This is a genomic window from Shinella agrisoli (assembly GCF_046557955.1).
Classification (GTDB): Bacteria; Pseudomonadota; Alphaproteobacteria; order Rhizobiales; family Rhizobiaceae; genus Shinella.
In genome coordinates this window covers 1-25,357 of sequence record NZ_JBJIEP010000007.1, presented here as the reverse complement: position 1 = coordinate 25,357, position 25,357 = coordinate 1, and the positions used below count along the sequence as shown (strand labels likewise).

Below are 25,357 nucleotides of genomic sequence, written 5' to 3'. Positions count from 1 at the left end.
AATGAACACGGACATCCAGCCCGGCGTCGTCGTGATCGGCGCCGGCGTCGTCGGCCTCTCGGCCGCCATCGCCGCGCAAGCCCGCGGCCTTGCCGTCACCGTCATCGAACGCGAGGCCCCGGCGGCCGGCGCCTCCGCCGGCAATGCGGGCGCCTTCGCCTTCACCGACATCCTGCCGCTCGCCTCGCCCGGTATCCTCAAGAAGGCGCCGAAGTGGCTGCTCGATCCGCTCGGCCCGCTCAGCGTTCCGCCGTCCTATGCACTGCGGATCACGCCGTGGATGGTCCGTTTCTGGCGCGCCTGCTCGCCGAAGCGCGTCGCCCATTCCACCGCCGCGCAGACGGCGCTGATGGACCTTTCCAAGGCGGAACTGGAACCCTTCCTTGCCAAAACCGGCACGGCCGCGATGCTGCGCAAGGACGGCAACCTGCAGGTCTATGAAAGCCGGGCCGAATTCGAGGCTTCGCTTACCGGCTGGAAAGCCCGCGAAGAACACGGCATCGAGTTCCGTCACATGGACGCCGCCGAAATGGCGCAGATCCAGCCCGGCCTCGCGCCGCGTTTCACCCACGGCACCTTCACGCCCGGCTGGTATTCCATCGCCGATCCGAAGCTCTACACGCTGGCGCTGGCCGATCATTTCCGCTCGAAGGGCGGGGCGATCGAGCGCGCCGAGGTTTCCAGCCTGCATCCCATCGAAGGCGGCGTCGAGATCCGCACGACGGACGGACGGACGCTGAGGGCGCGGAAGGTCGTGCTCGCCGCCGGTGCCTTCTCGCATCTTCTCGCCCGTTCGCTGGGCGAGAAGATGCCGCTCGAAACCGAGCGCGGCTACAACACGACGCTGCCGCTTGGCGCCTTCGACCTGCGCACGCAGGTCACCTTCGGCGGCCACGGTTTCGTCGTCTCCCGGCTTTCGACCGGCATCCGCGTTGGCGGCGCGGTGGAGCTCGGCGGGTTGAAGCTGCCCCCGAACTTCCGCCGGTCGGAAGCCATGCTGGAAAAGGCGAGGCGCTTCCTGCCCGGCCTGAAGCCGGAAGGCGGCGTGCAGTGGATGGGCTTCCGTCCGTCGCTGCCGGACAGCCTGCCGGCCATCGGCCGCGCCCGCGCGACGCCGCGCGTCGTCTACGCCTTCGGCCACGGCCATCTCGGCCTCACCCAGTCGGCCGGCACGGCGCGCCTCGTCGCCGACCTCCTTACCGACAGAACGCCGGCCATCGATATAAACCCGTTCTCGCCGCAACGCTTCTAGAGGAATTCCGGCTCACCGGGCTTCCTCCAGATATTGTTTTCGCCGCATTATCCGACGCCGGGCCGAAAACGCTTCGGCTGGAAATGCTCTAGCCGAAGGACCCGTCCCATGGCCGACCTCTCCGCCCGCAGCATTCTTTCCGGAACGGCCTCCGGTCCGGTCATCGCGGCCGGGGAGGCGCTGAGCTTCTGGGGTGGCGTCGATCCGGCGACCGGCCGGGTCATCGACGTGCACCATCCCCTCCATGGCACCACGATCACCGGCGGCATCTTGATGATGCCGTCGAGCCGGGGCTCCTGCACAGGCTCGGGCGTGCTGCTCGATCTCGCGCTGACGGGCCGCGCGCCCGCCGCGCTGATCTTCAGCGAAGCGGAAGACGTGCTGACGCTCGGCGCGCTGATCGCAGCCGAAATGTTCGGCAAATCGCTTCCGGTCCTGCGCCTTCCGCACGATGCCTTCGCCGCGCTCTGTCGCGCGAAGGCGGCACGGATCGGCGAGACGGCCATCGAGGCCGACGGCCTCGTCATCCCCGTTGCGCCGCCGGCAACAGCGGCGCTCGATTTGACGGCCGACGACCGCGCTATGCTGGACGGCCGCGACGGCATCGCCGTACAGCTTGCCATGCGCATCATCACGGCCATGGCCGCGCAGCAGGGGGCCAAGGAGCTCGTCGACGTGGTGCAAGGCCATATCGACGGCTGCATCTATGCCAGTCCCGCCAACCTGACCTTCGCGGAAAAGATGGCCGGGATGGATGCGAAAGTGCGCGTGCCGACCACGATGAATGCCATTTCCGTCGACCGTGCCAACTGGCAGGCGCAGGGCGTGCCGCACGATTTCGGCGATCCCGCCGCCCGCCTTGCCGACGCCTATGTCCGCATGGGCTGCCGGCCGACCTTCACCTGCTCGCCCTACCTCCTCGACAGCGCGCCGAAGGCCGGCGAGGCGATCGCCTGGGCGGAATCCAATGCGGTGATCTTCGCCAACACGGTGCTCGGCGCGCGCACGGCCAAACATCCGGATTTCCTCGACCTCTGCATCGCGCTTACCGGCCGCGCGCCGCTTTCCGGCGTCTATCTCGACGGGCATCGCAGGGCGCGCCGCATCATCGACGTCGAACTGCCGGAGGGGATAGACGATGCCTTCTGGCCGCTCGTCGGCTATCTCGCCGGCCGCGCCGCGCCCGACCGCATCCCGCTCCTCACCGGCCTTGCGGCCGCAAGGCCCTCACGGGACGACCTGAAAGCCCTCTGCGCCGCCTTCGGCACCACCTCCGCCGCGCCGATGCTGCATATCGAGGGCGTGACGCCCGAGGCGGAAGGCGCCGCATCGCCGGACGCCGACCGGACGGCCATCACCCGCGCGGACATGGCCGAGGTCTGGACGATGTTCAACGAGGGACCGGCCAAGGTCGAACTCGTGGCCGTCGGCAGTCCGCACGCCTCGGCCTCGGAGTGCCGGGCACTGGCCGATGCGCTCGGCGGGCGCGAGCGTCATCCGGATGTCAGCGTGATCGTCACGGCAGGCCGCGATGTCATGGCGGAGGCGGGCGACGTACTTGGCCGGCTTAAGGAAAGCGGCGTCGAGGTCCTGCCGGATCTGTGCTGGTGCTCGATCTCCGAACCGGTCTTCCCGCCGAAGACGCGCGCGCTCATCACGAATTCCGGCAAATATGCCCACTACGGCCCGGGCCTTTCCGGCCGCACCGTGCGCTTCGGCAACCTGGCGGACTGCATCGAGGCGGCTCTCACCGGGCGCGTACCCCCGCGCCTGCCGGCCTGGCTCGCCTGACCGGCTGCTCAGTCCCGGCCGAAGACGTCGCGCGTGTAGACCTTGTCCGCGACGTCGTCGAGACTTTCCGAGCGGCGGTTGGCGATGATAATGTCGGCGCGGCGCTTGAAGGCGCCGAGATCGCGCACGATCTCAGCGCCGGAAAACGTCTCTTCCGCGAAATCCGGCTCGTAGACGATGACCGGAATGCCCTTGGCCTGGATGCGCCTCATGATGTCCTGGATGGCGGACTCGCGGAAATTGTCCGAGCCCTTCTTCATGGCGAGACGGTAGACGCCGACGGTGCCGGGGCTGCGCGCGACGATGTCGGCGGCCAGGAAATCCTTGCGTGTCGTGTTGGCCTCGACGATGGCGCGGATGAGGTTCTGCGGCACGTCGCCGAAGTTGGCGAGCAGCTGCTTCGTGTCCTTCGGCAGGCAGTAGCCGCCATAGCCGAAGGAGGGGTTGTTGTAGTGCCTGCCGATGCGCGGATCGAGCCCCACGCCCTCGAGAACCTGGCGCGCATCGATGCCGTGCGCCATCGCATAGGAATCGAGTTCGTTGAAATAGGCGACGCGCATGGCGAGATAGGTGTTGGCGAAGAGCTTGATCGCCTCCGCCTCGCCCGAGCCGGTGAAGAGCACGGGGATGTCCGCCTTCACCGCGCCCTCACGCAGCAGGTCCGCGAACTGGCGCGCCTCCGGCGTGTCCGCCCCCATGACGATGCGCGAGGGATGGAGGTTGTCGTGGAGCGCCTTGCCCTCGCGCAGGAATTCCGGCGAGAAGACGATGCGGTCGTCCTTGTAGGCCTCGCGCACGGATTGCGTGTAGCCGAACGGCACGGTCGACTTGATGACGATCGTGGCCTGCCGGTTGACCTGGCGCACGTCCTCGATCACCGCCTCGACGCTGCCCGTATCGCAGCGGTGGGTTTCGGGGTCGTAGTTGGTCGGCGTCGCGATGACGACGAAGTCCGCTTCCGCAAATGCTTCCGCCTTGTCCGTCGTCGCCCTCAGCCGCAGGGTCCTGGTGCTGAGATAATCCGTGATCTCCGCATCGACGATCGGCGAGATGCGCGCATTGAGCGCCGCCACCCGTTCCTGCCAGATGTCGTAGGCGATGACGTCGTTGTGCTGGGCGAGAAGCACGGCGTTGGACAAGCCGACATAGCCGATGCCGGCGACCGTGATATTGACCATGAATAGACCGTCCAGAATATGCGCTCGATGCTGCATCCGCCGCCCGAAAGTCCGGGCCCGACTGGCATTAGGCAACAATGGGATGCCTGGCAAGTGCGTTTGGTCGGAACGAACCGTCCGTATGGAACTAGCGGGAGAGGATTACAAAAAGATGGCGGACAGAGAGGTTGTGCGAGCAACCTTGAAAATCAGTCCGCTACCTTGTCCAACTCCGGCAAAGGCGGATTTGAAAAGACTGAGGAAATCGACGCAGCGCCCAACCGGATAAAGGTGGCCGCTCTTTGGCTTCATCAGCACCGCGCCACCCTGACGCGCCCGGTTATCCCGGCGCTGCGCGAACGCTTCCAGCTCTCCAACCTTGAAGCCATAGAGGCCACCAAACAGGCGCACGCCGTCGCGTATCCGGGGGCGTGATATGGCGATCCTTGAAGAAAACGACATCCTGTTCGCCCACAAGGCGCTCAACATCATGGCGGGTCTGACCGAGGCAACCAAGCGCGTTGCAGGGGCGATCATCGACCATTTCAACAAACGCACCGGACAATGCGACCCCAGCATTGAGCGGCTTGCAACCATGCTCGGCATCGACCGTGCGACCGTCATTCGCGGCACCGAGAAGCTTCACGAACTCGGCTTCATCGAGAAGATCAGCCATGGCGGCAAGGCCCATCGCGCGGCCTACCTGCCGAACTGGGAGCGCTTCCGTTCCATTGTGGAAGACTGGGATGCACGCATGAAGACTGGTGATGGTCCCGAGAAGACCGTCACATGTGACGTAACGCGTGACGTTCCACCTCCGGCAAAGGTCGCAAGCGTGCGACGTTCAAGGTCGCAGGGATGCGACGTTAAAGGTCGCACGGCTGCGACACAAACCCTTCGAAGTAACCCATCGAATAAACCCATCGAAGGGGAACGCGCGGAAAAACCACCGGAGAAGCCGCAGGCTCACAGCCCGCCGAGAGCGCAGCATGGGCTCTGGAGAGGGAACAAGCCGGGAGCGCAGCGCTCCATGCTCTTGCCGATCAGCGGAGGCGGAAGCCCCAGCCATGCGGATGCGGCGAGAGCAGCGGCCGAACGGCGGTGGTATGCGCAGGTTCATGCTCTCGGCTTGAAGGCAGAAGCCGACGTGCTGGACTGGATGACGTGGGACAGGCAGGAGGCGACGACGCAAGCCGAGATGCAGCGGAAGGGCGGCGGTATAGCCTTCATCGTGGAAGGGATGCAGAACGAAAGGATGCGGGCCTATGGCTGACTGGCCGTACAACACCAGCGCGTGGCAGAAGCTCCGATTGGCGAAGCTGGCGAGCAAGCCGTTGTGCGAGCCCTGCGATGCGAGGGGCGACGTGACCGTTGCCAACGCGGTGGACCATGTGACGCCGATCAACGCCGGAGGCGATCCTTTCCCGCCGCTCGATGGCCTCATGTCCATGTGCGAGCGCTGCCACAACGAGAAGACGGCGGCGAACGACCGGCAGCACAAGAAACCATTCGCCCGGAAGGTCAAAGGTTTCGATGCGAACGGCAATCCATTCGACACTTCGGATGCCTGGCATAGGGGTGGGGGCGGGTCAAATCACGAAAACAGCTCTGGTCCCGGACCGACGTGGGAGAGCGGAATATACTTAGTTTCAGGCACTCAAGCTATTGATGAAGCTGATGATTTGGGGTTTGCATAATGGCGGTTAGAGGCATTGGAGCGAAGGCGCTTTCACAGCGCGGCAAGATCGAAACTCGGCAGGTGAAGCCGTGGGAAGAGCCGGGCTTGTCCCGTGCCGGCCGCGTGATCGCCTTTCTTGAAGATTTGCCGATCACGGCCGGCAAGCTCGCCGGCACCACGATGACGTTGCGGCCGTGGCAGCGCGATTTCATCGAAGCCGTCTATGCCGAGGACGCCGAAGGGCGGCGGCCGGTGCGCACGGCCGTCCTTTCGATGGCCCGCAAGAACGGCAAGACCCAACTCGCCGCGGGCCTTGGCCTCTGCCATCTGATGGGGCCGGAAGCCGAGCCGCGCGGCGAAGTCTATTCCGCAGCGCTGACGCGCGATCAGGCCGCGAAGCTGTTTCAGGAAATGTGCGCCATCCTCGCCGCGCACCCGGAGCTTGATGACCGCGCGAACATCATCCGGTTCAACAAGCAAATCGAGGTGCTGACTGGCGACGGCGCAGGTTCGATCTATGCGGCGCTGTCGGCGGACGCCGGTTCCAAGATGGGCCTTTCGCCGTCGTTCGTCGTCTATGACGAGCTGGGCAGCGCTCCGAACCGCGATCTGTTCGACGCGCTCGACACCGCGACCGGAGCACGCGACAACCCGCTGATGGTCTGCATCTCAACGCAAGCCGCCGCCGACCATCACGTTTTTTCCGAGCTGATAGACTACGGCGAGCGCGTCAACTCCCGCGAGATCGAGGACGCGAGCTTTCACCTGACCCTCTATGCCGCCCCGAAGGATGCGGATCCATGGAGCCGTGAGGCATGGATTGCCGCCAATCCTGCGCTTGCCGATTTCCGCTCGCTCGACGACGTGGAGCGGCAAGCAGCGCAGGCGCGGCTTGTTCCGTCGAAGGAAAGCGCGTTCCGCAACCTGATCCTCAATCAGCGCGTTTCGGCTGTCTCCCGCTTCATTCATAAGGCCGAATGGGATCGCTGCAACGCTGCGCCCGATCTGGCGGCGCTAGCAGGCCGTGAGTGCTATGGCGGGCTGGACCTCTCCGGCTCGCGCGACCTGACCGCATTCGTCCTGGCATTCCCCGGCGAGGACCGCAGTTTCGATATCGTTTGCCAGTTCTTCATGCCGGAGGCGAGCATTGCCGAGCGGTCGAACGAGGACCGCGTGCCTTACGATCTGTGGGCGAAGCAAGGTTTCATCACGCTTATTCCCGGCTCGACCATCGATCCAAGCTTTGTCGCCATGCATGTCTTCAATGCGCAGCAGACCTACGATTTGCGCACCGTCGCATATGACCGCTGGCGCATTGAGGACTTCAAGCGCGAACTGGGAATATTTGGCGGCGGCGTACCGCTGGAACCGTTTGGGCAAGGCTTCAAGGACATGTCACCCGCCGTCGACATGCTGGAGCGTTGCGTTGCGGAACGGCATCTCCGCCACGGTGGCAATCCGGTGCTCAACATGTGTGCGGCGAATGCGGTCATCACGCGCGATCCGGCCGGCAGCCGGAAGCTCGACAAGAGCAAGGCGACGGGCCGAATTGATGGCCTTGTGGCGCTCGCTATGGCATTGCAGGTGAGCGGGCGGCACGAGCCGGAAGATTTGCCTGCCTGTATTGCCGAGCTTCTTTAGTCAAAGAGAGAACCAAACGTCTTGTCCAGCTCAACATCCACATCCTCAATGATCTTATCTATCTTTAGGGCGCTTCGTCGTGCCATTGAATAGAGGTCATCCAACCTTGAGTATCGCGAGGAATAAGTATCATAGTAAACCTTATCTATGAAATCTGTGGCGTTGTCCCCTATCTTCAAGCCGACCGTTATTCCTTCAGTTTCATCTTCATCTTGCCATTGCCATACATCAACCCTGTACTTGCCAAATGTAGTTTTATATCCATCGTTTCCAATCCCTTGGCTCCAAGAAAGCGATCCATCGCGAGTTTTCTCGACCAGCTTCGGAATGAGGTCTTCAAGCGTTTTCATTCTGTATCTCCTTCCGATTTTTGTCAGAGGCGGTGCTTTCCCACAGAGTGAGCTGGGAAAGAAGATCGTCAATCAGTTTGTTCGCTGTTACTTGGCTGTACTTGGAGTGCCCGACCCGCCCCCATTCTATTTGCTTGTCTATTTTTCCGATGGTTCTGTTGAGTGCATCTAAAGTGTCTAAATCCAGCCCTTTAGAATTGGCATGCAGTCGAATTGTTCTCTTGATTGGTGTAAACGTTATCTGCGCAAGACTGTAATCTTGGTTCTGAACAAGATGAGTTATTGTGTTCATCTGCGCACTAACATAGGCGAGATTTACGCCGTCGATGTGCGTCGAAAGCCTCTCAATGGCCGCGGTTGCCTTTTCTGCTGACTTTTTCACACTCATTATCTGAGAAATTGCAATCAATAGCCCGATAGCCGTGGCAATGAAGCCAACCCACGTCAACGCTCCTAGCGCTTCAGGTGACAGGGCATAGCATACCAAATCGAAAGGTTGGCAATATTTGATTTTCATCTAAGCAACTTCACTATTGTCTTGTTGGCTTAGCATATGAGCATAGAAACAGACAACTAAGGCTTGTCTTTTTTGCGCAATCTAACCCCAGGCCCTTCTCCGTTCTCCGCCACGAAGATTACGCCAGCAGCCTCTAGCGCGCGCTGGATTGCGTCAAGCGTCACCTCGCGAGGCTCACGAGCACCTCGCTCAAAATCCACAACAGTTCTGAGCGCTACTTTTGACGCATCTGCGAGCTGATCTCTCGACCATTCGATAAGAGCGCGCGCAGCCCTGCACTGAGCCGGAGTTATCATTAAAAGAACCTAATTGCACTTTTTATGTTGACAATAAAAGCGCAACGTTGCACTTATTTTGCGTACTTAACATAATTGGCAAACTGGAGCAACGCGATGGGCTACCATTTTCGCGAACAGGATAGCTTTGTCCGCATTGTCGAGCTGACGCCCGCGATGCGGAAGCAGATCGAGGCCACGATTGAGCACTTGCTTTCCCTGCTCGATCATTTCGATGGCGACGAGAACCTTGAAGACGACGACCTGGCCGAAGAGGGCGGCGACGATGAACCGTCGCTGGGCTGGACAGGAATGCAGGCCGCATACAACCGGTACGGGATAGGCGACTTGCATCATTACTGGCTGGGTTATGACCGCGAGCTTGACACAGCCGACGAGGAAGACGGCGGAGATAGCGAACCGACCTTGGGTGCACCGGAGCGGCATCCCCCTGCGGCCGGTTTTAGCTATGTGTTTCGGCGCGCATGGGATGCCGGCTCGCAGGAGCATTGGGCGGACGGTCTGCGCGGCGACCACGAACGGGAACCTCGCCGCGAGCGGCACGGCGAACTGGGTGGCGGAAAACGGCAACGCGACCCGCTCGGCCGTCACCTTCGAAAAGGTGTCCATGGCGCCGAAGACGGTCACGGCGGAATACCGCCTGTCCCCCCGTCTCATGCTCCAGTCCAACACGGCTATCGAAGACCTGCTTCGCCGCGATCTGGGTTTCCTTCTGGCGCAGGCTCTCGACCTCGCCGCAATCAACGGCAGCGGGACCGCGCCGGAGCCGCGCGGCATCCTCAACACCGCAGGCGTGGCGAAGGTCACGACGGAAACGGCCTTCTCCGACACCACGGCGAACCTGATTTCCGAACTGGAGCTGGACGATGTCACTGGCACGGCCGCATTCCTCACCAATCCGACGGTGATGAAGGCGGTTCGCAAAATCAAGGATGCCGACGAGCACGTCATCCCCGCCGCCGAGCTGTTCCACAACGGCCGTGTCGAGGTCTCGACGCAGGTTCCGGCCAATATCGGTGACGACGATGACAAGTCCGCCCTGATCTACGGCCAGTGGGGCGAGCTGTACCTGGGCTACTGGAGCGCGGTCGATATCCTGATCAACCCGTACCACCCCGACGTTGCTTCGAACGGCGGTGCTCTTCTCCATGCCTTCCTCGACGCCGACGTTGCTGTGCGTCACCCGAAGGCATTCGCCTACGCGGAGATTTGAGCCATGGTCTCGCTCGCTGATGCGAAGGCGTTTCTTCGCATTGACGCCGATGATGACGACGCGGTGGTTGAACGCCTGATCGCGGCGGCGAGCGACCACCTCGCTTCCATCGGCGTGGACATGGAAGCCGCGCCGCTGCCCCCATCGGTCGAACAGGCCCAATACCTCCTGATCGGCCACTTCTACGAAAACCGCGAAGCAACCGGACCGACCACCAACGCCGCAATCGACTTCGGCGTTGACCGGCTGATTGCCCCTCACCGGGAGCAAGGCATATGAGCAGCTTTGAAAAGCGCGGCTTCACCATCGAAGTCCGCGCAAAAGGCCGTCGTCTCGAAGGATACGCGGCCACCTTCTCCAAGTCCGCCGATATCGGCGGGCGTTTCATTGAGACCATCGCGCCGGGGGCCTTCTCCGGCTCGCTTCGTTCCAAGGCGGACGTGCTGGCGCTGGTCGACCATGATCCGGGCCGCGTGCTCGCCCGCACCCGCTCCGGTACGCTTCGCCTTTCGGAAGATAGCCGGGGGTTCGCCTTCGACCTCGACGTGCCGGATACGGCGGCAGGCCGCGACGTGCTCGCCCTTGCGGAACGTGGCGACCTCGGCGGCATGTCCTTCGGCTTCACGGCGCTGGACGAGAAACGCGACGGCGACCGTCGCGAGCTGCGCGCCGTCGAGCTTCACGAAATCAGCGTCGTGCTTGCGTGGCCCGCCTATGACGGCACGGTCATTCAGGCCCGGGCGCTCTCCTTTCCCTCGCCCTTCCGCTCCTATGCGGATCGCGCCTTGCGCCTGCTGGAGCTGTCCAAATGAGCCTGATTGACCGCATCCTCGGCCGCGAAAAGCGCGCCGCAATCCAGTCCGACGACCCCTATCTTGCTGAATGGTTCGGCCTTCGCGGCGGTATCGGCGGTTATGTCGATCCGGGCCGCGCCAGCGGTATCGCCGTAGCTCATGCCTGCATCTCCATCGTGAGCCAGAACCTCGCCGCGATGCCGTTGAACCTCTACCGCCGCGCCGACAATGGCGGACGCGAGCGTGCCGCCGATCATCCGCTTTACGCTGTGCTGCACGACATGGCGAACCCGACCATGACAGCATTCGAGGCCCGCGAGGCTTTGCTGGCCTCGCTGATGGTCGCAGGCAACGCCTTCGCCCGCCTCGAATGGAACGGGCGCGGGCAGGTATCGGCACTCCATCCCCTCGATCCCAGCAAGGTTGCCGTCGAGCGGCTGGAAAGCGGCCGTCTCCGCTACCGCGTTTCGGGCGACGGCGGCGGCGTTCGCGTCTATCTGCAGGAAGAAATCCTTCATCTGCGCTATCGCCTCGGCCGTGACGGCGTGATGGGGCTTTCCCCGATCCAGATTGCCCGCGAGACGTTCAACCTCGCCCTCACCCAGCAGGATACGGCCGGAAAGCAGGCGGCGAAAAGCTTCCTGCCGGAAGGCGCATTGGTATTCCCCAATGTGATCGGCAAGGATCAGCGCCAGACCGTCCTCGACAAGCTGGAAACCAAGGTCAACTCTGACCTCTCGACGCGCGGCGTCCTCGTCCTCGATGGCGGGACCGATTGGAAATCCTTCTCCTTTTCTTCCAAGGATGCCGAATTTCTCGAAAGCCGGAAGCTCACCAATCTGGATATCTGCCGCATCTGGGGCGTGCCGCCGACCGTAGCGGGCATCACCGACAACGCAACCTATTCGAACAGCGATCAGGAGAGCCGCGCTCTCGTCGTGCGGTGCCTGGCTCCCATGGCACGCCGCGTCGAGCAGGCCATGAACGCCTCGCTGCTGACCGTGGAGAGCAGGAAGACGCTCTTCATCGAGCATGATCTGGCGGGCCTGCTGCGCGGCGACATGAAGGCCCGCTATGACGCCTATAGCGTCGGCCGGAACGGCGGATGGCTCTCGGTCAACGAAATTCGCGGCTGGGAAAACATGCCGAAGATCGAAGGCGGTGACGAATACCTCTCGCCGCTCAACATGACCGAGGCCGGAGCTGGGGAGGTGTCCGAATGACGACGGGCAGCAACCTCGACCGCCGCATTGTCATCGAGCGCTCCACGCGAACTCCTAACGGTTATGGCGGCTTTGTCTATGTCTGGGCGGAACTCGCGACGGTCGCGGCGTCTCGCCACGATGTTTCCGATAGCGAGCGATTTGCCTATGGCGGGATTGTCTCTGACACGCTCCGCCGTTTTGTCATTCGCGCGATCGGGCCACAGGCAGGCGTAAGAAGCGACGACCGGCTGCTTTACGGCGGGATGGTGTGGAACATCGTCGGCGTCAAGGAAACGCGCGACGGCCGCAACCGCTTCCTCGAAATCACGGCGAAGGCGGAGAACTGAGGCCATGGCAAACCGTGTTGCAGCAATTAAGCAGGCTGACGCCAAGCGCCTCTTCAAGGCGGCACTCGAAGCTGGCTTTGAACGCGCCCGCATCACCCTGCATCCCGATGGGCGCATCGAGGCCGACGCCGCCCTTTCTGAAACCGCCGCAAATTCGAACGCCGGCAATACCTGGGATGATGTTTTGAAATGAAGGGTAAGCGGCGCAACGGCCTTCCGAAGCATTGTTCGCTGGTGATCGACCGGCACAAGAAACGGCGCATTCGCTTCCGAGCAAAGGGAGTGGATACCTATCTGCCGTATCCGCCGGTCGGGCCGGACTTCGAGAAGGCATATGCCGCCGCGCTGGCTGGCGTGACGGAGTGGCGGGCAAACATCGGCGCGAGCAAGACGCGCCCGGGATCGTTCGACGCCTTGGCCGTCTCCTATTATCGCTCGCCGCAGTTTCAGGGGCTTCGCGACAGCACGAAGCAGACCTATCGCCGGATCATCGAGAATTTCCGCGAGAACCATGGCAAGCGGATGATGCGCGATCTTCGGCGCGAGCACGTCAAGGCGATCATTGGCGACATGGCGGACCGGCCGCAGGCCGCAAACCGCCTCCTGTCGCTTCTCAAGATCATGCTCGACCACGGTCTAGACAACGGCTGGATTACCGCCAATCCGGCGCAGGGCGTCAAGGGCTTCTCGAAGAAAACGAAGGGCTTCCACACATGGACTGAGGCGGAAATCGCAGCCTATGAGGCGCGGCACCCGGAAGGGAGCAAGGCCCGCCTCGCCCTCGTCTTGCTTCTCTATACTGCGCAGCGCCGGAGCGACGTGGTTGATGGGCTGGGAGAAGATCAAGGGCAAATACATCGAGGTGAAACAGGTCAAGACGGATGCCGAATTGGACCTGTTCATGCTCCCCGCCCTTACCGATGCCATCCGGGCGCTTCCGCGCGACAAACCGACATTCCTCACCACGGAATTTGGGAAACCTTTCACTCCGGCCGGTTTCGGGAACTGGTTCCGTGATCGCTGCAACGAAGCTGACTTGTCCCATTGCTCGGCGCACGGCCTCCGCAAGGCGGCAGCGCGCCGGATGGCAGAGGGCGGGATGAGCGGCGACGTCATCAAGGCCGTGACAGGCCATACCGACCTCAAACAGGTCTCGGTCTACACGGCCGCAGCCAACCAAGCCGCACTCGCAGAAAAGGGCCTCAAGGCCATCGCTGGGAAGAAAAAGCGAACAAATTCTGTCCAACCGAAGCGAAAAGTTGGACAAGAGAAAGGCGAATAAGATGAAAAATCAACATCTTGTTGAATTGGATGGCGGAGGGAGACGACTCTTCGGCAAACTCGCTCGAAGTATGCCCCACATCGCGCCAGCATGCCCTCGTATTCGTAGGTGAATCTTCGCTTTCGAGGAACTTTTCTGCTCAAGACGAGATGCAGCAAAGCCCCGGTTTTGAGGCTCCCGCCAGTATTAACTTGATAGTGTTTTCCGGCCACGCCTTCGTTGTGTCGCAGTCAAACGGGCCTGAGCGAAAGGAAACGGAAATGAAGGCAGCACACATGAACCAAATGGAGTTGGCCGTACGCTGGCGGATTAGCCCTCGTACTCTTGAGCGATGGCGGTGGATTGGGGACGGGCCACGTTTCGTCAAACTCGGCGGCCGGGTCGTCTACCGCTTGTGTGACATCGAGGAATACGAGCAGGCGATGATCCGGTCCAGCACCTCCGGCCCTGGTCATGCTCAGCAAGCGGGCGCCTGACCATAGCTCGAGGATGGCGGTTGGCCGAGGCGCAGCCGCCATTCCGCCCTCTCCCTTGCTTGCAGACCCTACCAATTTCGATTGAACCCGCACAGCTTCTCAGATAGCTTGATCGAAAATCCAGAAACTGGGTGCGCCTAGTTTCTGGACGGATCATGTCACTGGGAGTGCATGGTGGGAACAGAGAAGGCTGATCTTCGGTGGGGCGTCGAGCGACGGCTCGAATTCATCGAGTTCCGCCTGTTTTGGGAGGGGCATGTGAATCGGGGCGATTTGATGGATGCGTTCGGTGTGTCGGTGAACCAGGCGTCCACCGACCTGAACCGCTACATCGGAATGGCTCCGGACAACATGGTCTACGACAAGAGCGCCCGGACCTACATCAGAGGCAGCGAGTTCGGTCCCCTGTTTTTGAAGCCGGATGCCAGCCGTTACCTTTCTCAGCTGCGTTCCGTCGCCGATGGCATCCTCGACCGCGCGGACGCCTGGATTGGCCAGTTCCCTGCCTACGACGCCGCACCGACCCCCGTGCGGGGAGTCAATGCAAAGACCCTGCGGTCGGTGGTCGCCGCAATCCGGCGATCAGAGGCGATCGAGGTCAAGTATCAGTCGCTGTCCCGGCCGGAGCCGCGCTGGCGCTGGATTGCGCCACACGCGATCGGGTTCGACGGTTTCCGCTGGCACACACGGGCCTTCTGTCTCACCGATCAGAGCTTCAAGGATTTCCTGCTCTCGCGGATCATCGAGACCCGCGGCACCAAACCGAGCGAGGTCGATGCCGATGGCGACGCGGACTGGAACGAGCAGGTGACATTGGAGATCGGACCGCACCCAGAGCTGTCCGACACGCAGCAGAAAGTCATTGCCCTCGATTACGGGATGCGTAGCGGTCGAGCGAAGATCCCCGTGCGCAAGGCCCTTCTCTACTATGCGCTCAAGCGGCTGGGGCTGGATACCGACCCCACGGCGCGGAAGCCGATGGATCAGCAAATCATCCTTCTGAACCGAGAGGTTATCGATGAAGCTAATCGATAACACCTCTCATCTTCTCGGGGATGATCTGAAGGACGCCATCGGCCGCGGCACACGTCTGCGCATCGCTGCGTCATGCTTCTCGATCTACGCATTCGAAGCTCTGAAGTCTGAGCTCTCGAAGATCGACAGCCTGCAGTTCATCTTCACCGCGCCCACATTTGTGCCGACCGAGGTTACCGACCGCCTCCGGAAGGAACGTCGGGAGTTTTTCATTCCCAAGGCGCGACGGGAAAGCGGTCTTTACGGCACCGAGTTCGAGATCCAGCTGCGCAATAAGCTCACTCAACGCGCCGTCGCTCGCGAATGCGCTGATTGGATCCGCAAGAAGGCCAGGTTTCGTTCCAACACGACAAAGGCCCCAATGCAGCAATTCATGCATCTGGCTGGGTCCGAAGGCGAAGTGGCCTACATGCCAATCAGCGGCTTCACGGCCGTAGATCTTGGCTACCAAAAGGGCGATGCGGTCTCCAACTTCGTGACCCGCTTCGATGATCCTGCGCACGCCAAGATGTATCTTCACCTATTTGATCAGATCTGGTCGGACCCGGAAAAGGTGAATGACGTCACTGCGGCCATTTGCGAGCACATCGAGTCCGTCTATCAGGAGAATTCGCCCGAGCGCATCTATTTCATGATGCTGTACAACATCTTTCAGGACTTCCTGGAGGACGTTGACGAGGACGTTCTGCCGAACGACCTCACCGGATACCGCGACAGCGTGGTCTGGAACAAGCTCTTCAACTATCAGAAGGACGCGGCGACCGGCATCATCAACAAGCTCGAAACATACAACGGGTGCATCCTCGCGGACAGCGTGGGACTCGGTAAGACCTTCACCGCGCTTGCCGTCATCAAGTACTACGAACTGCGCAACCGCTCCGTCCTCGTTCTATGCCCCAAAAAGCTGGCGGACAACTGGCGGAACTACAATACGAACCTGACCACCAACATCTTCGCAAAGGATAGGTTCAACTACGACGTTCTATGCCACACGGACCTGTCCCGGACATCGGGCGAGTCCTTTGGCATCCCGCTGAACCGGGTCAACTGGGGCAATTACGACCTCGTCGTAATCGACGAATCCCACAATTTCCGTAACAACGACGTCTACAAGGACCGCGAGACGCGCTACCAGAAGCTGATGAACAAGGTCATCCGCGCTGGCGTGAAGACCAAGGTTCTGATGCTCTCGGCAACGCCGGTCAACAATAGGTTCACTGACCTTCGTAATCAGCTTGCGCTTGCATATGAGGGGCAGTCCGAGGCGCTCAGCAAGAATCTGAAGGCCCAGACCAGTGTCGAAGAGATCTTCCGCCGGGCGCAGAAGGCTTTCAATGAATGGTCGTCCCTGCCGCCAGAGGAGAGGACCGCTGCCTCGATCCTGAAGGCGCTCGACTTCGACTTTTTCGAGCTTCTCGACGCCGTGACCATCGCCCGGTCACGAAAGCATATCGAGACTTTCTACGACACGAAGGACATCGGGAAGTTCCCCCAAAGGCGCAAGCCGCTCTCTTATCATCGCCCGATCACCGAGCGGTCCGATGTGATGGGGTTCAACGACATCTTCACGCAGCTTTCGGTGCTGAAGCTCGCGGTCTACGCCCCGATCAGCTACATCCTGCCCAGCCGTCTGCGGAAGTATGAGGAGATCTACGACACGCAGGTCGAGGGCGGGCGCGGCAAGCTCAGGCAGGCTGACCGGGAGCGCAGCCTGCAGGCGCTCATGACGACAAACCTGCTGAAGCGCCTGGAGAGCTCGGTCGCGGCGTTCCGGCTCACACTTCGGTCTCTCGGCACCAACATCTCGCGCACGCTCGACGCGATAGACCAGTTCGAGAAGACTGGTCGCAGCGACAGCGTCAGCGATTACCTTGCAGAAATGAGCGAGTTCGATCCCGAGGATGACGACCTCTCCGGCCTCGACGAGTTCACGGTCGGAAAGAAGGTCCAGATCAGCCTCGCCGACATGGATCTGCCATCATGGAAGCACGACCTGGCTGCGGACCTCGTCCTGATCGAAGATCTGATCGCCTCAATGGAAAAGGTCAAACCGGCGGACGACGCCAAGCTCCAGCACCTGCTCGCCCTCATCAGGCAGAAGGTCGAAGAGCCGCTGAACCCCGGAAACAGGAAGGTTCTGGTCTTCACGGCCTTTGCCGATACAGCCAACTACCTCTTCGACAACCTGGCGCCCTTCGCCGCACAGCTCGGGCTGCATGTCGGCAAGGTCACGGGGTCGGACGCGCCCAAGACCACGCTCAAGAAGTCCTATGACTTCCAGAGCGTCCTGACGCTGTTCTCGCCGCGGTCGAAGGAAAAGGCCATCGTTCTGCCGAACGAGCCAGGAGAGCTGGACATCCTCATCGGTACAGACTGCATCTCGGAGGGCCAGAACCTTCAGGACTGCGACTTCCTGATCAACTACGATATCCACTGGAACCCGGTGCGGATCATTCAGCGGTTCGGCCGGATCGACCGGATCGGATCCCCCAACAGCCAGATCCAGCTGGTCAACTATTGGCCCGACATCACGCTCGACGAGTACATCAACCTTAAGGAACGCGTCGAAAACCGGATGGTGATCACCGACATCACCGCCACTGGCGACGACAACGTGCTCACCGCCAAGTCGAGCGACATCGCCTACCGCAAGGAACAGCTCAAGCGACTCCAGGACGAGGTCATCGAGCTGGAGGACGTGAAGGCCGGCATCTCGATCACCGATCTCGGGCTGAACGACTTCCGGATGGACCTGCTCAACTACGTCAAGGAGCAGGGCGAACTCGACAACGTGCCCTTCGGGATGCACGCGGTCGTGCCAGCGCAGCCGGAGCTGGGGCTTCAGCCTGGCGTCATCTTCGCGCTGAAGAACATCCACGACAGCGTGAACGTCAACCAGCAGAACCGCCTGCATCCCTTCTACCTGGTCTATATCGGCGACGACGGCCTGATCGTCGCCGACCATACCGAGGTCAAGCGCCTGCTCGACCTGATCCGATCCAGCTGCAAGGGGCGGATCGAGCCAATCCACGACGTCTGCCGCATCTTCAACGAGCGCACCGAGGACGGGCGCAAGATGGGCCGCTATTCCGATCTGCTCTCCAGCGCGATCCGCTCAATGATCGAGGTGAAGGAAGAGAAGGATATCGACAGCCTGTTCAGCGGCGGGCGGACGACGGCACTGACCCACACCATCAGGGGGTTGGACGATTTCGAGCTGATCGCCTTCCTGGTCATTGAAGGGGGCGGGCAATGACCGCCTCTGGAACCCTCTACGACTGGCCCCGCGCCGCCGCCTTCGGGCGCGTGATCCCCAAGAACAAGATCTACGAACACGCCGGCGCGAACACGGCGCTGAAGGATCTCTTCGTGCGCGAGGTGGATCAGATCGTCTGGTTGCACAAGCTGGCGCCCGAGACGGTCAATCTGGCGGCCACGAAGCAGGTGGCGGAAATTCAGGTGTTCCGCATCACCGCGCGCACTGCGACGCTGGACGCGCAAGTGCTGCGCGCCATCGACAAGGCCATCCCCTTTCCGCTGATCTTCGAGGTGGTCCATGGTGACCGCGTCAGGCTGGCGGCGGCCTACAAGCGGCCGAGCGAGGCCGACAGCGCCCGCTGGGTGGTGGGCGACTATTTTCAAGGGGAATGGCAGCCCGAGGACGCACCGCGCGCGCCGCTTCCTGTGGCACTGAACATGGGCGCCCTGTACGAGCGGCTGCTCGAGCCTCTCGTAGCAGGGCAGACGGCTAAGCTGGTCTCCGGCATGGTGGAGGCGCCGCAGCCGCCGGCGGAGTCGGAAAAGCCCGTGTCGCTGGAAGAGCGCATCGCGAGGGCCGAGGCGATCAAGGCCCAGGCGCGTGGGGTCGAGCGGATCAAGGCGCGGCTCGCGCGCGAGAAGCAATTCAACAAGCGCGTGGCGATCAATGCCGAGCTGCGCGCGGCCCAGCAGGAACTGGAACGGCTGACGGGAGCATACCCCCGCGCCGCCATGACGAATGAGTGAGAGGATGAGCATGGACAAGCTGAAGATGCACAGCCCCGACCTGAGCCAGGAAAACATCGCGAAGATCCGCGAGCTGTTCCCCGGCTGCGTGACCGAGGCACGGGACGAGGCGACGGGGGCCGTGCGTCTGGCGGTGGATTTCGATCAGCTGCGTCAGGAGTTGAGCGACCACATCGTGGAAGGATCGCAGGAGCGGTATCGGCTGGATTGGCCGGGGAAGCGCGAGGCGCTTGCATTGGCCAATGCGCCCATCGCCATGGCGCTACGCCCTTCGATGGAAGAGAGCGTTGATTTTGAGAGGACGCAGAACCTGTTCATCGAAGGCGATAATCTAGAGGCTATCAAACTTCTTCAAGAAAGCCACCTTGGACAAGTAAAGCTCATATATATAGACCCCCCATACAATACAGGTAGCGATTTCATATATGAGGACGATTTTTGCGAGGATTATTCATCTTATCTGACTCGGAGCGAGCAGATTGATCCGTCAGGAAACAAACTCGTCTCAAACTCTGAGGCAAACGGGCGTTTTCATTCAGACTGGCTGTCTATGATGTATGCTCGGATCCGAGTAGCGCGTAATCTCCTGTCCGAGGATGGCGTCATCGCAGTCCACATGGATGAGAACGAGTATGCGAATCTTGAGAAGCTGCTCACTGAGGTTTTTGGAGAAAAAAATAATCTCGGGACCATAGTTTGGGATAAGCGAAATCCAAAAGGTGATGCGACGCGTGTTGCCCAGCAGCATGAATACATATCTCTATATGCCAAGGACTACGAGTGCTTTAAACACAAGGTGGATTTCCGGCGCCCCAAGGAGAATGCTCAAATTATGCTGGATAAAGCGGCTGCCCTGATTAAGCAGCACGGCGGGATTAATGCTGCCAGCCGCGGAGCTTTCAAAAAGTGGCTTTCCGCTCAAGATTTCTCCGGCGGAGAGAAAGCATATTCATTGATCGATGAGAACGGAGATGTCTACCGTACCGTTTCAATGGCGTGGCCGAACAAAAAGAGAGCGCCTGACGAGTATTTCATTCCGCTAGTTCATCCAGTAACTGGAAGAGAATGCCCTGTCCCAGAAAGAGGGTGGAGAAACCCACCCAAGACAATGAAGTCCCTTCTCGATGCAGGCCAGATCGTTTTCGGCCCCGACGAAAGCACTCAGCCCACCAGAAAGTATCTTCTAAAAGAAAATACAAAGGAAAACATTTCTAGCGTTATGTACTTTGGCGGGAGTGATGATGCGTTATTCTCGCAGCTTGGTCTCGCATTTGACAATCCTAAGCCGGTTCAAGTTGCGCGGCGGATCATCCAATCAGTAGCATCTGGAAACGATATCGTGCTTGACTTCTTTGCAGGATCCGGAACTTGCGCGCACGCCGTCATGGAGCTCAACGCATCTACCGGCTCTAATCTCAGATTCATTCTGGTGCAGCTAGCAGAACAGATTTCCGACAGCAGTGTCGTAGCGAAAACAGGTTGTCGAACAATTGCCGATCTTTGCAAGGAGCGCATCCGCCGCGCTGGCAAGAAAGTCCTAGACGGCGAATGCCACCCTGCCTGGAACCGCGATGTTGGCTTTCGGGTGCTCAAGGTGGACACGTCGAACATGAAGGACGTCTACTACTGTCCCGACGAGCTGAAGCAGTCCGACCTGCTCGACATGGTCGACAACGTGAAAGAGGGCCGCACGGCCGAGGACCTACTGTTCCAGGTGCTGGTCGATTGGGGCGTGGACCTGACACTGCCCATCCGCCGCGAGACGGTGCAGGGCAAGACCGTGTTCTTCGTCGACGACAACGCCCTTGTCGCCTGCTTCGACCGCGGCGTCACCGAGGATCTGGTGAAGGAGCTGGCGGGCCACCAGCCCCTGCGCGTGGTCTTCCGCGACAACGGATTCGTCTCGGACGCGGTGAAGATCAACGTCGAACAGATCTTCCGCCAGCTCTCGCCCACCACCGACGTCAAGTCGATCTGAGGCCGGTCATGAAGCTCAAGTTCAAGGTGCAGCCTTACCAGACCAACGCCGTCAACGACGTGGTCGACTGTTTCGCCGGCCAGCCCATGACCTCTGGCCTAACCTACCGCATCGACCCCGGCCGCAAGGCGCAGACCAGCGCCTTCGAGGAAGGCTTCAAGAACGCCGACCTTGCCCTGACCGACGTGCAGATCCTGGAGAACATCCAGAAGGTCCAGCGGCGCCAGAACCTGCCTGTCTCGCAATCGTTGACAGACTTCACCACCTTCAACGCTCGGGGCGAGCGCCTGCCAGTCGCGGCCACCTACAAGCGCGACGCGCTGGCCGCGACGCGCGTTCACCTCGACGTCGAGATGGAGACCGGCACGGGCAAGACCTACTGCTACATCAAGACCATCTTCGAGATGAACAAGCGGTATGGCTGGTCGAAGTTCATCATCATGGTGCCTTCGATCGCCATTCGCGAAGGTGTCTACAAGTCGCTGCAGATCACCGCGGACCACTTCACCGAGAGCTACGGCAAGAAGGCGCGGTTCTTCATCTACAACTCCAAGCGCCTCCACGAGCTTGAGAGCTTTTCCTCGGACGCCGGCATCAACGTGATGGTGATCAACATCCAGGCGTTCGCGTCGCGCGGGGCCGACAACAAACGCATCTATGACGAGCTGGACGACTTCCAGTCCCGACGCCCCATCGACGTGATCGCCTCTAACCGGCCGATCCTGATCCTCGACGAGCCGCAGAAGATGGAAGGCACAGCGACGATGGAGGCGCTGCCGAAGTTCAAGCCGCTGTTCATCCTGCGCTATTCGGCGACCCACCGAACCCAGCACAACCGCGTGCATCGGCTGGACGCGTTGGACGCCTACAACCAGAAGCTGGTCAAGAAGATCGCGGTGCGCGGCATCCAGACCCGCGGGCTGGCCGGCACCAACGCCTATCTCTACCTCGAAGGCATCGACATCTCGAAGAAGGCACCCGTGGCGAGGATCGAGATGGAGGTGAAGCTGGCATCGGGGGAGATCAAACGGCAGCTGAAGCGCCTTGAGTTCCGCGACGATCTGTTCGTGAAGTCAGGTGAGCTGGACCAGTACCGCGGGTTCACGATCAGCCAGATCGACGCCGTCAACGACACGGTCGAATTCACGAATGGCGAAGTGTTGCGCGCTGGTGAGGCGAATGGCGACGTCTCCGAGCGCGACATCCGCCGCATCCAGATCCGCGAGACGATCAAGGCCCATCTGGACAAGGAAAAGCAGCTGTTCGCACAGGGCATCAAGGTCCTGTCGCTGTTCTTCATCGACGAGGTTGTGAAGTACCGCGACTACGACGAAGCGGACGAGAAGGGCGAGTATGCCCGGGTCTTCGAAGAAGAGTACGAGTTGCTGAAGGCCGAGTACCTCTCGGAGCTCGCAATCGATAATGAGGCGTACCGGAAATATCTTGCGGACATCGATCCCGCCAAGACCCACAACGGCTACTTCTCGATCGACAAGAAGACGAACCGCCTGAAAGACCCCGCCGTTGGCGCCCGGTCGGTCGATTCCGACGACGTGGATGCCTACGACCTGATCCTCAAGGACAAGGAACGCCTGCTTTCCTTCGCCGAACCCACCCGATTCATCTTCTCACACTCGGCGCTGCGGGAGGGGTGGGACAACCCGAACGTCTTCGTCATGTGCATGTTGAAGCACAGCGACAACACCATCTCCCGGCGCCAGGAGGTGGGGCGTGGCCTGCGGCTGAGCGTCGATCAGCACGGGGACAGGATGGACCACCCGGCGGTGGTGCATGACATCAACGTGCTGACCGTAGTGGCGAGCGAGAGCTACAAGGACTTCGTGGCCGGGCTCCAGAAGGAGATCGCGGAGACCCTCTCGTCGCGTCCGCGGCAGGCAACCGAGGAGTACTTCACGGGCAAGACACTCTCGACCGAACATGGCCCGGTTGAGGTGACTGCCTCCATGGCCAAGCAGATCTACCGCTATCTGGTGAAGAATGACTACACCGACGATGCGGACCAGATCGCAGACGCCTACCACGAGGCCAAGGCGACCGGGAAACTTGCCGACTTGCCCGACGAATTGAAGCCGCACGCCGAGCAGGTGTTCCAGCTCATCGACAGCGTCTTCAGCGACGCGCAACTGCCCAAGGTCGATGACGGCCGCAAGCCCAAGACCAATCCCCTCAATGCCAATTTCGAGAAGAAGGAGTTCCAGGAGCTTTGGGCGCGTATTAACCGCAAGGCGGTCTACCGGGTTGAGTTCGACTCGGCCGAGCTGATCCGAAAGTGCGTCAGCGCCCTGGATCGCCAGCTGCGGGTCACCCCCTTGCAGTACACGGTTCAGGTCGGCGTACAGAACGACGGATTGACCGACGGCCAGCTTCGTAGTGGCGACGGCTTCACGGTCACAAACACGACGACCGAACGCGGTGACTCGATCCATTCCCTCGTCAAGTATGATCTCGTCGGGAAGGTTGCCGAGAACGCGCAGCTGACCCGAGACACGGCGGCGACCATCCTCGGCCAGATCGCACCGGCGGTTTTCGAACAGTTCAGGAAGAACCCGGAGCACTTTATCGCCGAGGCCTCGCGTATCATCGCCGAGCAGAAGGCAGCCATGGTGATCGAGCGCTTGGCCTACGACGAAGTGGACGAGCGTTACGATGTCGACATCTTCACTGCGAACCAGACCGGCCAGGATTTCTCCCGAGCCACGGCGAAGCTCAAGAACCACATCTACGACTATGCGATCACCGACTCCGATGTCGAAAGAAATTTCGTGAAGGAGCTGGATACAAGCAGCGAGGTCGTTGTCTACGCCAAGCTGCCACGCGGTTTCTTGATCCCAACGCCTGTCGGCGACTATAACCCCGACTGGGCGATATCCTTCAAGGCTGGCAGCGTAAAGCACATTTACTTCGTCGCTGAGACTAAGGGCACAATGTCCTCGATAAAACTGCGTGAGATCGAGAATACGAAGATTGAATGTGCCAGGAAGTTTTTCGATGAGATCGTGCAAAAAGTGACCGAGGATCCAGTAAAATATGACGTGATCACTGACTACTCGAAGCTCATGGACGTGGTTGGGGTGTCGAGTTGAACCGCACGTGCTTTCGTGGGAGCTACCAGCCGATCAAAGGTAGCTTCCATCGGCAAATCTTTCGAACGGGTAAACCCCAGCGTGAATGGGGCTATTGAATTTGGCGTAGTTAAACACTGAAATCGAGCTAGGGTCGTCGTAAAACGGATTCTTGGTCCGGACATTGTAAGCTATCGTCATCCGGGCCGAACTTAGCTTAGCCGTCGATAGTATTAGGTTAAAATTTGGGTAGTCGGCGGAAAACGGTTGCCACTTATTAAGGTCAATATACGATCTCTTTAGTTCTATTAGCTCGATCGCCCTGCGCTCACCGTCCAATCTAAAGAGATCAATGTCTGAAACCGTTATGCGGCCGAGATTTGCTCTCTGCCAGTTATGATACGCACTGCTCGAAGCGTCATTTATGGCTTTCGAGGCGGCTCCCGACTTCACTGGAAGTCCTAACTCCGAAAAAACTGCACGTAAGTCTTCAAGACTTGTTTCGACCAAACGCGATCCATGTTTTTTAAGGCCAACACTCTCTATTTCTTTAACGGTGTCGTCAAAGTGGATTTCCATAACCAGAAGTCCCGAGACCTCACTGAGGCTTTCCACAAGCGATGTCACCTCACTTTGTGGTTCCCAAGAGCGACCCGCAACAAGCACCAAGGCGACTGGCTCGGAGTGCCCGTTTCCATAGATCAAAATCCAGGCATTGCCGGCTGCCCATATGAATGAATGGTTGTGCAAGCCTTGAATGCGCTCATACACGGCGTTTGTTTGATAGTATCGCATGATGCCCTCCACACTCGAGGGTATCCGCGTGATGCATACATCACAATATGCTTTAGGTCACGTATCGAGAATGCGAAGCCCTTATCGGCATAGCCATCAGTGGACCCGCAAGCGCCGATCTGCTCTCTCATCACGGCATAATCACTCAACATCTCAGCAATAGCCGACTCCTCTGGCAGCAGATCGAGCTCGTCGGCTGCACGCGCCTGGAAGTCGCGGCTATAATCGACAACCGGCGGGCAGACGGTCGCGACGCGGGGGTCAGAAGCGACCGTCGCGCAGCCGGTCAGCAAGCTCGTCGCGATCGCGAGGACGGCGAGCCGCCGTGTCGAGCATCTGGCGTTGGATGTCATTGGTCTTCTCCGAGGTTTCGAGGCGCTCCGCCAGCCGTCCCGCACGCTCGCCGGAGCGCCGGAGTGAGAGCAGGAACAGTAACACCGCGAGTGCGATGGCGCCGTAGCG

At 60.5% G+C, this 25,357-nt stretch carries 26 protein-coding genes; 18 read left to right on the top strand and 8 right to left on the bottom strand.

The annotated features are described in order from the left end of the window. Window position 1: 1 nt before the first annotated feature. Both ACIIOY_RS08985 and lhpI read left to right on the top strand, forming a co-directional pair. Complete coding sequence (locus ACIIOY_RS08985; protein ID WP_411034314.1) at window positions 2–1,252, top strand: NAD(P)/FAD-dependent oxidoreductase; 1,251 nt, start codon at window positions 2–4, stop codon at window positions 1,250–1,252. 108 nt (window positions 1,253–1,360) lie between these two features. Continuing rightward, entirely contained in the window at window positions 1,361–3,043 is a 1,683-nt protein-coding gene (gene lhpI, locus ACIIOY_RS08980) for a cis-3-hydroxy-L-proline dehydratase (protein WP_411034313.1), read from the top strand. An 8-nt stretch (window positions 3,044–3,051) separates the two neighbouring features. Here the strand turns inward: lhpI and ACIIOY_RS08975 are convergent, their stop codons facing one another. Together ACIIOY_RS08975 and ACIIOY_RS08970 are read right to left on the bottom strand one after the other, a co-directional pair. Then, on the bottom strand, window positions 3,052–4,221 hold the full coding sequence (locus tag ACIIOY_RS08975) for a nucleotide sugar dehydrogenase (protein WP_411034312.1): 1,170 nt from the start codon (window positions 4,219–4,221) through the stop codon (window positions 3,052–3,054). A gap of 141 nt (window positions 4,222–4,362) precedes the next feature. Further along, window positions 4,363–4,611, bottom strand: a complete 249-nt coding sequence (locus ACIIOY_RS08970; RefSeq protein ID WP_411034311.1) for a hypothetical protein — start codon at window positions 4,609–4,611, stop codon at window positions 4,363–4,365. 25 nt (window positions 4,612–4,636) lie between these two features. Between ACIIOY_RS08970 and ACIIOY_RS08965 the strand changes: the two genes are divergently transcribed. Genes ACIIOY_RS08965 through ACIIOY_RS08955 form a run of 3 tightly spaced genes read left to right on the top strand, consistent with a single transcriptional unit; the run spans window position 4,637 to window position 7,519 of the window. Then, window positions 4,637–5,473, top strand: a complete 837-nt coding sequence (locus tag ACIIOY_RS08965) for a helix-turn-helix domain-containing protein (RefSeq protein WP_411034310.1) — start codon at window positions 4,637–4,639, stop codon at window positions 5,471–5,473. Further along, window positions 5,466–5,897, top strand: a complete 432-nt coding sequence (locus ACIIOY_RS08960; protein WP_411034309.1) for an HNH endonuclease — start codon at window positions 5,466–5,468, stop codon at window positions 5,895–5,897. Before ACIIOY_RS08965 ends, ACIIOY_RS08960 begins: the two co-directional genes overlap by 8 nt. Further along, window positions 5,897–7,519, top strand: coding sequence for a terminase large subunit (locus ACIIOY_RS08955; RefSeq protein WP_411034308.1), 1,623 nt, complete (start codon window positions 5,897–5,899; stop codon window positions 7,517–7,519). The genes ACIIOY_RS08960 and ACIIOY_RS08955 overlap by 1 nt, the downstream gene beginning before the upstream one ends. Here the strand turns inward: ACIIOY_RS08955 and ACIIOY_RS08950 are convergent. The 4 genes from ACIIOY_RS08950 to ACIIOY_RS08935 form a co-directional block, all read right to left on the bottom strand. Further along, on the bottom strand, window positions 7,516–7,869 hold the full coding sequence (locus ACIIOY_RS08950) for a hypothetical protein (RefSeq protein WP_411034307.1): 354 nt from the start codon (window positions 7,867–7,869) through the stop codon (window positions 7,516–7,518). The genes ACIIOY_RS08955 and ACIIOY_RS08950 overlap by 4 nt on opposite strands. Beyond that, the gene (locus tag ACIIOY_RS08945; RefSeq protein ID WP_411034306.1) at window positions 7,856–8,386 is read right to left on the bottom strand and encodes a hypothetical protein; all 531 of its coding nucleotides are present in this window, start codon (window positions 8,384–8,386) and stop codon (window positions 7,856–7,858) included. Before ACIIOY_RS08945 ends, ACIIOY_RS08950 begins: the two co-directional genes overlap by 14 nt. A 56-nt stretch (window positions 8,387–8,442) precedes the next feature. Then, window positions 8,443–8,682 carry a helix-turn-helix domain-containing protein gene (locus tag ACIIOY_RS08940; RefSeq protein ID WP_411034305.1) on the bottom strand — a complete coding sequence of 80 codons (240 nt, stop codon included), beginning with the start codon at window positions 8,680–8,682 and terminating at the stop codon, window positions 8,443–8,445. 66 nt (window positions 8,683–8,748) lie between these two features. Then, the gene (locus tag ACIIOY_RS08935) at window positions 8,749–9,309 is read right to left on the bottom strand and encodes a hypothetical protein (RefSeq protein ID WP_411034537.1); all 561 of its coding nucleotides are present in this window, start codon (window positions 9,307–9,309) and stop codon (window positions 8,749–8,751) included. Here ACIIOY_RS08935 and ACIIOY_RS08930 point away from each other — a divergent pair. From ACIIOY_RS08930 to ACIIOY_RS08870, 13 genes are all read left to right on the top strand, one after another. Beyond that, entirely contained in the window at window positions 9,236–9,895 is a 660-nt protein-coding gene (locus ACIIOY_RS08930; RefSeq protein WP_411034304.1) for a phage major capsid protein, read from the top strand. The genes ACIIOY_RS08935 and ACIIOY_RS08930 overlap by 74 nt on opposite strands. 3 nt (window positions 9,896–9,898) lie before the next feature. After that, window positions 9,899–10,174, top strand: coding sequence for a head-tail connector protein (locus ACIIOY_RS08925; protein WP_411034303.1), 276 nt, complete (start codon window positions 9,899–9,901; stop codon window positions 10,172–10,174). Beyond that, window positions 10,171–10,707 (top strand): HK97 family phage prohead protease, encoded by a 537-nt coding sequence (locus tag ACIIOY_RS08920; RefSeq protein WP_411034302.1) that lies wholly within the window; start codon window positions 10,171–10,173, stop codon window positions 10,705–10,707. Before ACIIOY_RS08925 ends, ACIIOY_RS08920 begins: the two co-directional genes overlap by 4 nt. Then, a complete protein-coding gene (locus ACIIOY_RS08915; protein WP_411034301.1) occupies window positions 10,704–11,912 on the top strand; it encodes a phage portal protein in 1,209 nt (402 codons plus the stop codon). Before ACIIOY_RS08920 ends, ACIIOY_RS08915 begins: the two co-directional genes overlap by 4 nt. Continuing rightward, a complete protein-coding gene (locus tag ACIIOY_RS08910; RefSeq protein WP_411034300.1) occupies window positions 11,909–12,241 on the top strand; it encodes a phage head closure protein in 333 nt (110 codons plus the stop codon). Before ACIIOY_RS08915 ends, ACIIOY_RS08910 begins: the two co-directional genes overlap by 4 nt. A gap of 4 nt (window positions 12,242–12,245) precedes the next feature. Further along, window positions 12,246–12,434, top strand: a complete 189-nt coding sequence (locus ACIIOY_RS08905) for a hypothetical protein (protein WP_411034299.1) — start codon at window positions 12,246–12,248, stop codon at window positions 12,432–12,434. Between the two features lie 546 nt (window positions 12,435–12,980). Continuing rightward, complete coding sequence (locus tag ACIIOY_RS08900; RefSeq protein WP_411034298.1) at window positions 12,981–13,523, top strand: tyrosine-type recombinase/integrase; 543 nt, start codon at window positions 12,981–12,983, stop codon at window positions 13,521–13,523. Between the two features lie 260 nt (window positions 13,524–13,783). Then, window positions 13,784–13,999: a helix-turn-helix transcriptional regulator gene (locus tag ACIIOY_RS08895; RefSeq protein WP_411034297.1), complete on the top strand. Its 216-nt coding sequence runs from the start codon at window positions 13,784–13,786 to the stop codon at window positions 13,997–13,999. Window positions 14,000–14,173: 174 nt separating this feature from the next. Continuing rightward, window positions 14,174–15,034 (top strand): BrxR family helix-turn-helix transcriptional regulator, encoded by an 861-nt coding sequence (locus ACIIOY_RS08890; RefSeq protein WP_411034296.1) that lies wholly within the window; start codon window positions 14,174–14,176, stop codon window positions 15,032–15,034. After that, window positions 15,018–18,290: a helicase-related protein gene (locus tag ACIIOY_RS08885; RefSeq protein ID WP_411034295.1), complete on the top strand. Its 3,273-nt coding sequence runs from the start codon at window positions 15,018–15,020 to the stop codon at window positions 18,288–18,290. The genes ACIIOY_RS08890 and ACIIOY_RS08885 overlap by 17 nt, the downstream gene beginning before the upstream one ends. Continuing rightward, complete coding sequence (locus ACIIOY_RS08880) at window positions 18,287–19,039, top strand: DUF4391 domain-containing protein (RefSeq protein WP_411034294.1); 753 nt, start codon at window positions 18,287–18,289, stop codon at window positions 19,037–19,039. The genes ACIIOY_RS08885 and ACIIOY_RS08880 overlap by 4 nt, the downstream gene beginning before the upstream one ends. Window positions 19,040–19,049: 10 nt before the next feature. Continuing rightward, window positions 19,050–21,017, top strand: a complete 1,968-nt coding sequence (locus tag ACIIOY_RS08875) for a site-specific DNA-methyltransferase (RefSeq protein ID WP_411034293.1) — start codon at window positions 19,050–19,052, stop codon at window positions 21,015–21,017. An 8-nt stretch (window positions 21,018–21,025) separates the two neighbouring features. Further along, window positions 21,026–24,121: a type III restriction-modification system endonuclease gene (locus ACIIOY_RS08870; protein WP_411034292.1), complete on the top strand. Its 3,096-nt coding sequence runs from the start codon at window positions 21,026–21,028 to the stop codon at window positions 24,119–24,121. 33 nt (window positions 24,122–24,154) lie between these two features. Here ACIIOY_RS08870 and ACIIOY_RS08865 read toward each other — a convergent pair whose 3' ends face one another. After that, window positions 24,155–24,895, bottom strand: coding sequence for a hypothetical protein (locus tag ACIIOY_RS08865; RefSeq protein WP_411034291.1), 741 nt, complete (start codon window positions 24,893–24,895; stop codon window positions 24,155–24,157). A gap of 261 nt (window positions 24,896–25,156) precedes the next feature. Then, window positions 25,157–25,357: hypothetical protein (locus ACIIOY_RS08860; RefSeq protein ID WP_411034290.1), on the bottom strand; the 201-nt coding region annotated here is incomplete at its 5' end.